Annotated in this window: 7 protein-coding genes and 1 pseudogene; 7 read left to right on the top strand and 1 reads right to left on the bottom strand. The window is 67.6% G+C overall.

Annotation, left to right across the window (positions count from 1 at the left end; genetic code table 11):
• From ACESMN_RS03490 to ACESMN_RS03465, 6 genes and pseudogenes are all read left to right on the top strand, one after another.
• A pseudogene (locus tag ACESMN_RS03490) lies at nucleotides 1–614 on the top strand (6-phosphogluconate dehydrogenase (decarboxylating)); the annotation flags it as partial.
• Nucleotides 615–712: 98 nt separating this feature from the next.
• Nucleotides 713–1,765 (top strand): ATP-binding protein, encoded by a 1,053-nt coding sequence (locus ACESMN_RS03485; protein WP_373052195.1) that lies wholly within the window; start codon nucleotides 713–715, stop codon nucleotides 1,763–1,765.
• 133 nt (nucleotides 1,766–1,898) lie between these two features.
• Entirely contained in the window at nucleotides 1,899–2,414 is a 516-nt protein-coding gene (locus tag ACESMN_RS03480) for a carboxymuconolactone decarboxylase family protein (RefSeq protein WP_373052194.1), read from the top strand.
• A 307-nt stretch (nucleotides 2,415–2,721) separates the two neighbouring features.
• Nucleotides 2,722–4,395 carry an FMN-binding glutamate synthase family protein gene (locus ACESMN_RS03475; protein WP_373052193.1) on the top strand — a complete coding sequence of 558 codons (1,674 nt, stop codon included), beginning with the start codon at nucleotides 2,722–2,724 and terminating at the stop codon, nucleotides 4,393–4,395.
• On the top strand, nucleotides 4,392–6,074 hold the full coding sequence (locus ACESMN_RS03470) for an acetolactate synthase large subunit (protein ID WP_373052192.1): 1,683 nt from the start codon (nucleotides 4,392–4,394) through the stop codon (nucleotides 6,072–6,074). The genes ACESMN_RS03475 and ACESMN_RS03470 overlap by 4 nt, the downstream gene beginning before the upstream one ends.
• A 28-nt stretch (nucleotides 6,075–6,102) precedes the next feature.
• Nucleotides 6,103–7,530, top strand: a complete 1,428-nt coding sequence (locus ACESMN_RS03465; protein ID WP_373052191.1) for an aldehyde dehydrogenase family protein — start codon at nucleotides 6,103–6,105, stop codon at nucleotides 7,528–7,530.
• A 664-nt stretch (nucleotides 7,531–8,194) separates the two neighbouring features.
• Here ACESMN_RS03465 and rpiA read toward each other — a convergent pair.
• Nucleotides 8,195–8,854, bottom strand: a complete 660-nt coding sequence (rpiA, locus tag ACESMN_RS03460; RefSeq protein WP_373052190.1) for a ribose-5-phosphate isomerase RpiA — start codon at nucleotides 8,852–8,854, stop codon at nucleotides 8,195–8,197.
• Nucleotides 8,855–8,973: 119 nt separating this feature from the next.
• On the opposite strand from rpiA, the gene ilvA reads away from it, so the two are divergent.
• Nucleotides 8,974–10,488: a threonine ammonia-lyase, biosynthetic gene (gene ilvA / locus ACESMN_RS03455; RefSeq protein ID WP_373052189.1), complete on the top strand. Its 1,515-nt coding sequence runs from the start codon at nucleotides 8,974–8,976 to the stop codon at nucleotides 10,486–10,488.
• Nucleotides 10,489–10,606: the final 118 nt, after the last annotated feature.

Here is a 10,606-nt window from a genome sequence, read left to right as displayed (position 1 = left end):
GCGGGCCGGAGCCGGCGGTGACCCATCTCGACCCCGTGTTCCGGACGCTGGCGCCGGGCATGGGTGACATCCCGCGGACACCGGGGCGGGAGCGGATCGGCGGGACCGCCGAGCAGGGCTATCTGCACTGCGGGCCGAGCGGTGCCGGCCACTTCGTGAAGATGGTGCACAACGGGATCGAATACGGGCTGATGGCGGCCTACGCGGAGGGCATGAACATCCTCGCGCACGCGAACGTGGGGAAGCGGGAACAGGTCCGGGACGCGGAGACCGCGCCCTTGCGCAATCCCGAGGATTTCCAGTTCGATCTGAATCTTCGGGACATCGCCGAGGTATGGCGGCGGGGCAGCGTGGTCTCCTCCTGGCTGCTGGACCTCAGCGCGGCGGCACTGGCGCGGGATCCCGCGCTGAGGGACTTCGAGGGCCGGGTCTCGGATTCCGGCGAGGGGCGTTGGACGATCCGGGCGGCGGTCGATCAGGCCGTGCCGACACCGGTGCTGACCACTGCGCTCTATTCGCGCTTCCGCTCCCGCGGCGAGGCGGAGTTTGCCGACAAGCTGCTGTCCGCGATGCGGTTCCAGTTTGGTGGCCACGAGGAGATGGCGGGGGACTGAGCATCTGCCCGAGACGGAGGCTGCACGAGGCCGGCATTGGCTTCGGAACCGGCATTGGCCTTATGCTGTCGAACCAGTGTTCGGCGCGTCGGCATGCCATGATACTGATTGAATCCCTTGGACCCGCCAGGGAGAGTGTCGTCAAGCTCTTCGAGGAGCTCTACGACCCGGCCCTGCTGATCGATCCGGAAAAGGGAGTCTTCGTGGGCGCCAACAGCGCGGCCTGCGAGTTCCTCGGCTACAGCCCCGAGGAACTGGCTGCGCTGAGTCCGACGGAGATTCACCCGCACGAGATCCCGCGGCTGGATGCCTTCCTGTTCGCGGTTCGGGAGCAGGGCCGCTGGAAAGCGGACGACCTTTCCTGTCGGACCAAACTCGGGCACCTGGTTCCCGCCCAGGTACGCGCGACGCTGGTGCACATATCCGATCGCGAGTACGTGCTGTCGGTGGTACACGACCGCCGCGAGGCCGAATTGGCCGAGCTGGGTCGGTCGATCCGCAAGCTCACCCATGACCTGCGCAACACCATGGTCTCCTCCCGGCTGATGAGCGACCGGTTGCGCCGGCACGAGGATCCACTGGTCAGGCAGAGTGCGGACCTGATTGCCAGATCGGTGGATCGTGCCGTCCGGATGTGCCAGCAGACGCTCGAGGTGGGCAGCGCTCGGGAGGGCAGCCCCCGGCGCGAACGCTTCATGCTCTCCGACCTGATGGCCGAGCTGAATGCCGCGATCGGACCGCGCGAGGTGGCGCGGGCGGAGATGGAGTCTCCGAACGCCGAAGAAATCGAACTGGATGCCGACTTCGACCAGGTCTTCCGGATCCTGACGAACCTGATACGCAACGCAATCGCCGCTGGCAGCCGCCACATCCGCGTCATCGGCTCCCGAGAGGGCAACCGGACCGTGATCGACTGCGAGGACGACGGACCCGGTCTCCCGGATTCCCTGCAGGGATGCCTGTTTGCCGAGAAGGGCACCGGTCGGGGTACCGGGGGCGCGGGACTCGGCCTCGCGATCGCCTGGGAACTCGCGCGCAACCACGGCGGTGACCTGATAATGCGCGAGACGGGCCCGACGGGCACCGTGTTCCGTCTGCTGTTGCCCGATCGGCCCGGCGTGCCGGAAGTCCCCGGGGATGCCGTGCTCTGAGCCGCGGCCGGGTCGGCCCGGCCGGCCGAAGATATCGGCCCGGAAGCCTCGCGCTCTATGGGTTATTACCAATGGTGGCCACCGCCGCTGTCGGGCATGCTTCCAGTGAACCATGTTCACCGGGAGGCGCCGGATGGAGAATCCAGGCGGGCACGAGACCCGCAGCGTCCTGCAGGAAGTCGCTGCCACCTTCGACGACCACGTTCCAAACCTGTATCGGATGCTTGCGCGCAGCCAGGTCGCCCTGACCGCCTTCGTGCGCTTCGAGGATATCCTCGAACGCCACGGACGCCTCAGCCGGGACGAGCAGGCCATCGTCGCCCTCGAGGTGGCGATGAGCAACCGGTGCAATTATTGCCGTGGCGTGATGTCACGCGAGGCGCGGGAGGCCGGGGTCACCGGTGATACCGTGACCGCCGTGCTGCATGGCCTCGAGCCGATGGAACCGCGCTACCGTTTTCTGGTGGACGCAACGCGCCGACTGATTGCGGATTCCGGCAATCTCGGCCAGGCTGAGGTCGTGCTGTTCGAGGAGCGGGGCATACCCTTCGACGAACTGCTGGAGATCGTCTCGATCATCGCCGCCTTTACGCTGGCGACCTATGCCAACAACCTTTCGCGCACCCGCGTCGATCCCGAGTACCGCTGAATCGGTTGCCGTGTGCAAGGAAGGCCGATTCGATCGCGGGATGATCCCGGGTGGCATGGGGTCGCGGCCCTGCGGCGATGCTCACCGCGGACCCGCGTATGCACTTGTCGTGCATGCACCGCCGCTCGGATGAACCCCTCCCTTGTGGGATCCCGGGGCGAAGCCGGCTGCTGCTGTCTTCGTGGTAACCCGTATGTTCCTTCTCGGCCAGCGGCGCTAGCCTGAACTGAGAGTGCGCGGGCCCCGGCAGTCGGGGCCCCGCGTGAACCGCGGGTGCGGGCCTGAATGATCGAGCCGGAGGGATGGCATGTACGTCGGATTCCTGGTGTTTGTGGGGGCCGCGCTGCTGCTGCTCGCGTTTTTGGGGTGGCTCTGGACGCCGGCGCTCTGGTCGGGGGTGGTGATCGTCCCGCTGCTGGCCCTGGGGTTCTACGATCTCCTGCAGCCGCGCCACTCGATCCGGCGCAATTTTCCTCTGCTGGGCCGCGGCCGCTGGATGATGGAGGCGGTCCGGCCGTTCATGCGCCAGTACTTCGTGGAGTCGGACACCGACGGTGCGCCGATCAACCGCATGTTCCGCAGCATCGTGTACCAGCGGGCCAAGGGCGAACTGGAGACGGTACCCTTCGGTACCCGGGTGAACGTCTATCGCGACGGCTACGAATGGGTCGGCCACTCGGTGGCGGCGATCCGCGCCTCCGACGTGCTCGACCTGCGGGTCGACGTCGGTGGCCCGGAATGCACCCGGCCGTACCGCGCCAGCATCCTGAACATCTCGGCGATGAGTTTCGGTTCGCTCAGCCGCAATGCGATCCTGGCCCTGAACCGGGGAGCATCAATCGGCGGATTTGCCCACAACACGGGCGAGGGCGGCCTGGCACCGTATCATCTGGAGCACGGCGGCGATCTGGTGTGGCAGATCGGCACCGGCTACTTCGGCTGCCGGGATAGGCGCGGTCGCTTCTCCCCCGAGGCCTTCGCGGAAAAGGCGGCTCTTCCGACCGTGCGGATGATCGAGATCAAGCTCTCGCAGGGCGCGAAGCCCGGACACGGCGGCATCCTTCCGGCCGAGAAGAACACCCCGGAGATCGCCGCGATACGCGGCGTGGAGCCCGGCACCACGGTGGATTCGCCGCCCGTGCACAGCGCCTTCGATTCGCCGATCGGCCTGTTGGAATTCGTCGCCCGGCTGCGCGAACTCTCCGGCGGGAAGCCCGTCGGTTTCAAGCTGGCGATCGGGCGTGAGAGCGAATTCGTCGCGATCTGCAAGGCGATGGTGGCAACCGGCATCCTGCCGGACTTCATTACCGTGGACGGCGGAGAGGGCGGCACCGGCGCCGCGCCGCTCGAGTACACGAACTCGGTAGGCATGCCGCTGCGCGAGGCGGTGGCCTTCGTTGACGACTGCCTGACCGGGTTCGGCGTCCGCGGGTCGATCCGGGTGATCGTCTCCGGAAAGGTGCTTACGGCCTTCCACCTGGTGAAGAACCTCGCGGTCGGGGCCGACCTCTGCAACAGCGCCCGTGGCATGATGCTCGCGCTCGGGTGCGTGCATTCGCTGATCTGCAACACCAACCACTGCCCTTCCGGCGTGGCGACGCAGGATCCGCGGCTGTATCGGGGTCTTGTCGTGACCGACAAGGCGGCACGGGTTGCGCAGTTTCACCAGAAGACGGTGCATGCCACCGCCGAGCTGATCGCCTCCGCGGGCCTGTTCCACACCTCGGAACTCAACCGTACCCACATCTTCCGCCGGGTCGATCAATTCCAGGTCAGGCGTTACGACGAGATCTTCCCCTATGTGGCGTCGGGAGCGCTTCGCGACCCGGCAACGGCGCCGGCTGCATTGGCGATGCATCTCGAGGAGGCCGATCCCGAACGATTCATGCCGCGCTACTGCCTGACGAGGACAGACGATCCCTGCGGGGATCCACACCGCCCGTGCGAGACACGGGAATACGAGGGGATAGACCGCTTATGAAGGCATCCGATCTGTTCGTGAAGGCCCTCGAGTCCGAGGGTGTCGAGTACGTCTTCGGGATTCCGGGCGAGGAGAACCTGGATCTGCTGGAATCGCTCCGGAAGTCGTCGATCCGTCTGGTCCTGACCCGGCACGAGCAGGCCGCCGGGTTCATGGCGGCGACCTATGGGCGCCTCAGCGGAAGGACCGGCGTCTGCCTGTCCACGCTCGGGCCGGGGGCCACCAATCTGGTCACGGCCGCCGCCTACGCCCAGCTGGGGGCGATGCCGATGCTGATGATCACCGGCCAGAAGCCGATCAAGGCAAGCAAGCAGGGCGAGTTTCAGATCCTGGAAGTGGTCGACATGATGCACCCGATCACCAAGTACACCCGGCAGATCAGCAGCGGGGCCAACATCCCCGCCCGCGTGCGCGAGGCCTTTCGGCGCGCCGAGGACGAGCGCCCCGGGGCGGTTCACCTCGAGCTGCCGGAGGACATCGCCCGCGAGGAGACCGACGCACCGGTGCTTCCGCGCAGCCGCTTCGAGACGCCGTGCGCCAGCGAGGGGTCGATCAGGGCCGCGATGGAGATGATCGAGGCCGCCCGCCGTCCGCTGCTGCTGATCGGCGCCGGCGCAAACCGGCGGCAGACCTGTCGCGCGCTGCCTGCCTTCGTCGAGTCCACCGGAATTCCCTTTTTCAGCACCCAGATGGGCAAGGGCGTGGTCGATGAACAGCATCCGCTCTTCCTCGGCAATGCCGCGGTGTCGGGCGACGACTTCCTGCACCGGGCGGTGGAATCGGCGGACCTGATCATCAACGTGGGCCACGACGTGGTGGAGAAGCCGCCGTTCATCATGGGCCAGCCGGAGAACGCGCCGCCGCACGTCGAAGAGGCTGCCCGGGCGGGCGAGGCGCGGGTGATCCACGTGAACTACGTGACCGCCTCCGTGGATGCGGTATATCACCCGCACCAGGGCGTGATCGGCGACATTGCCGACAGCGTCGAGCGCCTGACGGCGGCCGTCAGGCCGCAGGCACACTGGGATTTCGGCCGGTTCATGGAGGTGAAGGGGCACCTCGACGCGCATCTGGAAGAGGGTGCCGATGACGGCCGCTTCCCGGTCTATCCGCAGCGGCTGGTGGCCGATATCCGCGCAACACTGCCCGAAGAGGGGATCGTTGCGCTGGACAACGGGATCTACAAGATCTGGTTCGCTCGCAACTACCGCGCCCGCCAGCCGAACACGGTGCTGCTCGACAACGCACTCGCCTCGATGGGCGCGGGTCTGCCCTCGGCGATGGCGGCGAAGATGGTGCATCCGGAACGGCCGGTGATCGCCGTCTGCGGCGATGGCGGCTTCATGATGAACTCGCAGGAACTCGAGACCGCGGTGCGCCTCAGGCTCGACCTCGTGGTGGTGGTCCTGCGCGACGACGCCTACGGCATGATCCGCTGGAAGCAGGCGGCGATGGGTTTCGACGATTACGGCCTGGTCTACGGGAATCCGGACTTCGTGCGCTATGCCGAGGCCTACGGGGCGCGGGGGCACCGCGTGGAGTCCGCGGAGGCCCTGCGGCCGCTGCTCGAATCCTGCGTGGCCGCGCCGGGGGTACATGTGATCGACGTGCCGGTGGACTACAGCGACAACGACCGGATCCTGAACGAGGACATCAAGGCGCGCAGCCGGGCGATCTGACACCGGTGCGTGCCGCAAGGAGCGGCCCATGACAGATTTCTTCCCTTCGCTGATGGCCGCCGACAGTGGTCCGGCTGGCCGGATGCCCGTGCTCGCACCCTATGACGAGTCCACGATCGCCGAGGTCGAGACGGTCGGAGAGGAGGCCGTGGACGCCGCGCTGGCGGTGGCGCACCGGCTGTTCCGGGACCGGCGCGGCTGGCTGCCGTTGCACCGACGGATCGAGATCCTCGAGCGAACCGCGGCGCTCCTTTCGGAGCAGGCCGATTTCCTGGCGTTGGAGGCGGCCCGCGAGGGCGGCAAGCCACTGCCTGACTCGCGCGTCGAGATGACCCGCGCGATCGACAGCGTCCGCCTCTGCGTCGATGCCCTGCGCGCGGACGGGGGCGAGGTCGTCCCGATGGGCCTCAATCCGGCCTCGGCCGGACGGCAGGCCTTCACGCTGCCCGAGCCGATCGGCGTGGTGGTGGCGGTCAGCGCCTTCAATCACCCGCTGAACCTGATTGCGCACCAGGTGGCCCCGGCCGTGGCCGCCGGCTGTCCCGTGATCGTGAAGCCGGCCGAGGCCACGCCGCTGTCCTGTTTCCGCCTGGTGCGCATCCTCCACGAGGCGGGTCTGCCGGAGCCATGGTGCCAGGCGCTGGTGACGCGGGATGTCGATGTGGCCACGCGGCTGGTGACCGATCCGCGGGTCGGCTTTCTGAGCTTCATCGGCAGTGCGGAGGTGGGCTGGAGGCTGCGTTCCCTGGTCGCCCCGGGGACCCGCTGCGCGCTGGAGCACGGCGGCGCGGCGCCCGTGATCGTGGCCGCGGACGCGGATCTCGACAACGCGGTCCCGAAGCTGCTGAAGGGCGGCTTCTACCACGCCGGGCAGGTCTGCGTGTCGGTGCAGCGGGTCTTCGCGCATCGCGATCGGGTGGAGGAACTCGGCAACCGGCTCGCCGCTGGCGCCGAACGCCTGCGCATTGGTGATCCGACGCGCGCGGATGTCGATGTCGGGCCGCTGATCCGGGGGACCGAGGTCGGTCGCGTCGACGAGTGGGTGCAGGAGGCGGTCGCAGGTGGTGGCAGGCTGCTGTCGGGGGGCGAGGCGCGATCGGCGACCACCTACGCCTGCACCGTGTTGCGTGACCCGCCGGCACGGGCCCGTGTGAGTACCGACGAGGTCTTTGGTCCGGTGGTCGCCGTCTACGGCTACGATGACCTGGACGATGCCGTCGCGCGGGCGAACGGTCTGCCCTGGGCCTTCCAGGCCGCGGTCTTCACGCGCGACCTCGACACCGCGCGCGCCGCCGCCCACGCCCTGGATGCCTCCGCGGTGATGATCAACGACCACACCGCCTTCCGCGTCGACTGGATGCCGTTCGCCGGCCTGCGCCAGTCGGGCCTCGGCGTCGGCGGCATCCCCTACACCCTGCGCGACATGCAGATCCGAAAGCTGATCGTCACCGCGTGACTGGGGGTCGGGCCAGCGCAACCCACGGTTTTTGCGCAGTAGAGGTCCTTGTTTCGAGGGCTTCTCAGCCCTTCGAGGGCCATTTTTGGCGTTGAAGACTCGCGTTTGACGTGAAAGTCCGCCATTTCTCCCCTCCCCCGCAGGCGGGGAGGGAGATTTTTATCGTCGGGGTAGCGGGCCGCCATCACAGTTAACGTGAGAGAACACGGTGTGCGCGTCGGCGACCAACAGGGCGGAAGGCGTAGGGTGGGCCAAGCGCAGCGGGCCCACCATCTTGGCCGTGGCGGTTTGTGGTGGGCACACTTCGTTTTGCCCACCCTACGCCGGTTTCATGGTCGGGGTGGCACCGTGCCATCAGAGTTAGCGAAAAACCCTCCCCCGCAGGCGGGGAGGGAGATTTTTATCGTCGGGGTAGCGGGCCGCCATCACAGTTAACGTGAGAGAACACGGTGTGCGCGTCGGCGACCAACAGGGCGGAAGGCGTAGGGTGGGCCAAGCGCAGCGGGCCCACCATCTTGGCCGTGGCGGTTTGTGGTGGGCACACTTCGTTTTGCCCACCCTACGCCGGTTTCATGGTCGGGGTGGCACCGTGCCATCAGAGTTAGCGAAAAACCCTCCCCCGCAGGCGGGGAGGGGGTTCAGCCCTCGGGCGGGCACTGGGGCATCAGGCGGTGACCTTGCTCACACCTGTCGCGGAACCCACGAGCATGATGTCGGCGGGACGGCGCGCGAACAGGCCGTTGGTCACGACGCCGGCGACGTGGTCGATTTCGCCCTCCAGTTCCACCGCGTTCATGATCCGCAGGCCGTGCACATCCAGGATCACGTTGCCGTTGTCCGTGCGGAAGTCTTCGCGCAGCACCGGGTTGCCGCCCATCGCGGCGAGGGTGCGTGCGACGTGGCTGCGGGCCATCGGGATCACCTCCACCGGCAGCGGAAAGGCACCAAGGTAGTCGACCTGCTTGGTCTCGTCGATCACGCAGATGAAGGTCTCCGACGCGGCGGCGACGATCTTCTCGCGCGTCAGCGCGCCGCCACCACCCTTGGTCAGGTGCAGGTGGTTCGTGGCCTCGTCCGCGCCATCCACGTAGATCGGGAGTGGCCCGGCGGCGTTCAGGTCGAGCACCTCGATGCCGTGGCTGCGCAACCGCCCGGCGCTGGCCTCGCTGGACGCGACCGCGCCGTCGATCCTGCCCTTCATCTTCGCCAGCGCGTCGATGAAGTGATTGGCGGTCGAGCCCGTGCCGACGCCGACGATCCAGCCGCTCTGCACGTATTCAAGGGCCGCTTCGGCGACGGCCTTCTTCATTTCGTCCTGTGTCATGTTTTTTCCGGAGGTGTTTGAAACCGTGTGAGGATACCCAGCGCCGGTGCGGGTGTCCAAGCGGTGCGCTCGAGGGTCGTCGATGTCGGGGCGCCGCCGCGCCGTGGTATCTTCCGCGCATGGCCTACCCCTATCTGGAAAAGATCCTGACTGCGTCCGTGTACGACGTGGCCCGGGAGACGCCGCTCGAGATGATGCCGACGCTGTCGCAGCGGATCGGCTCTTCGGTGTGGCTGAAGCGCGAGGATCTGCAGCCGGTGTTCTCGTTCAAGCTGCGCGGCGCCTACAACCGGATCGCGCAACTGACGGCGTCCGAGCGGGCTCGCGGCGTGATCGCGGCCTCGGCCGGCAACCATGCCCAGGGGGTCGCGCTGGCGGCCTCCAGGCTGGGCATCAAGGCGGTGATCGTGATGCCGGTCACGACGCCGCGGATCAAGGTGCAGGCCGTGCAGCGATTCGGGGGGCGCACCGTGCTCCACGGTGACTCCTTCGACGAGGCCTCCGCGCATGCGCTGACGCTGCAGGAGAAACACGGCTATGTCTTCATCCATCCCTTCGATGACCCCGCGGTGATTGCCGGACAGGGTACGGTGGCGATGGAGCTCCTGCGCCAGCACCCGGGGCCGCTGGACGCCGTGTTCGTCTGTGTCGGCGGTGGCGGCCTGCTGGCGGGAATGGCGACCTACATCAAGCGTCTGCGGCCCGAGATCCGGGTGATCGGCGTGGAGCCCGAGGACGCGCCGTCCATGTACGAGGCACTGCGCCGCAAGCGGCGCGTCGTGCTGGACCAGGTTGGCATCTTTGCCGACGGCGCGGCCGTGCGGCAGGTCGGCAAGGAGACCTTCCGGCTCGCGCGCAAGTTCGCCGACGAGATCCTGCTGGTCGATACCGACGAGATCTGTGCCGCGATCAAGGACATCTTCGACGACACGCGTGTGGTCGCGGAGCCCGCGGGCGCGCTCTCGGTGGCGGGCCTCAAGAAGTACGTGGAGCGCGAAGGTCTGCAGGGGGGGCGGTTCGGCGCGGTGCTGAGCGGCGCCAACATGAACTTCGACCGACTGCGGCACGTGGCGGAGCGCGCGGAGATCGGCGAGCGCAGGGAGGCGGTGTTCGCGGTCACCATTCCCGAGCAACCTGGCAGCTTCCGCAGGTTCTGCAGGGCGATCGGCAAGCGCGGCATCACCGAATTCAACTACCGCTACTCGGACGAGACCGACGCCCACGTCTTTGTCGGGCTGAAGCTGGAGCGCGGCGATGCCGAGAAGCAGGAGGTGCTGGAGCGGCTGAAGGCCGAGGGCTACCCGCTGCTCGATATGACGGACAACGAGGTTGCGAAGCTGCATCTGCGTCACATGGTGGGCGGCCACGCCAGTCACGTGAAGAACGAGAGCCTGTACCGTTTCGAGTTCCCGGAGCGGCCGGGGGCCCTGCTGCATTTCCTCACCCGCATGGGCGCGGACTGGAACATCAGCCTGTTCCACTACCGCAATCACGGCGCCGCCTATGGACGGGTGCTGGTGGGCATACAGGTGCCGGAATCCGACAGCGCGCGGTTCCGCGCCTTCCTGAAGGACATCGGGTACCCGTGGTGGGAGGAGACGGATAACCCGGCGTATCCGTTGTTCCTGCGCTGAGCCTGGCTGGCGCCCCATGGTGTGCATGGTGCCGGGCCTCGCCTCAGTGGGAGGCGGGCCGGCTCGGCAATCCGGCGCCGGGGAATACCGGCGAGGGGCTGTCCTCCCACGGCGGCCG

The organism is Thioalkalivibrio sp., assembly GCF_041690275.1.
In the GTDB taxonomy this organism is placed as follows: domain Bacteria; phylum Pseudomonadota; class Gammaproteobacteria; order Ectothiorhodospirales; family Ectothiorhodospiraceae; genus Thioalkalivibrio.
Note: the sequence above shows the minus strand (reverse complement) of the source record. Positions and strands in the feature narration are given on the sequence as shown.

Coding starts and splice junctions, on each gene's coding strand:
- ACESMN_RS03485 (WP_373052195.1), top strand. CDS start 713: ATGATACTGATTGAATCCCTTGGACCCGCCAGGGAGAGTGTCGTCAAG.
- ACESMN_RS03480 (WP_373052194.1), top strand. CDS start 1,899: ATGGAGAATCCAGGCGGGCACGAGACCCGCAGCGTCCTGCAGGAAGTC.
- ACESMN_RS03475 (WP_373052193.1), top strand. CDS start 2,722: ATGTACGTCGGATTCCTGGTGTTTGTGGGGGCCGCGCTGCTGCTGCTC.
- ACESMN_RS03470 (WP_373052192.1), top strand. CDS start 4,392: ATGAAGGCATCCGATCTGTTCGTGAAGGCCCTCGAGTCCGAGGGTGTC.
- ACESMN_RS03465 (WP_373052191.1), top strand. CDS start 6,103: ATGACAGATTTCTTCCCTTCGCTGATGGCCGCCGACAGTGGTCCGGCT.
- rpiA (WP_373052190.1), bottom strand. CDS start 8,854: ATGACACAGGACGAAATGAAGAAGGCCGTCGCCGAAGCGGCCCTTGAA.
- ilvA (WP_373052189.1), top strand. CDS start 8,974: ATGGCCTACCCCTATCTGGAAAAGATCCTGACTGCGTCCGTGTACGAC.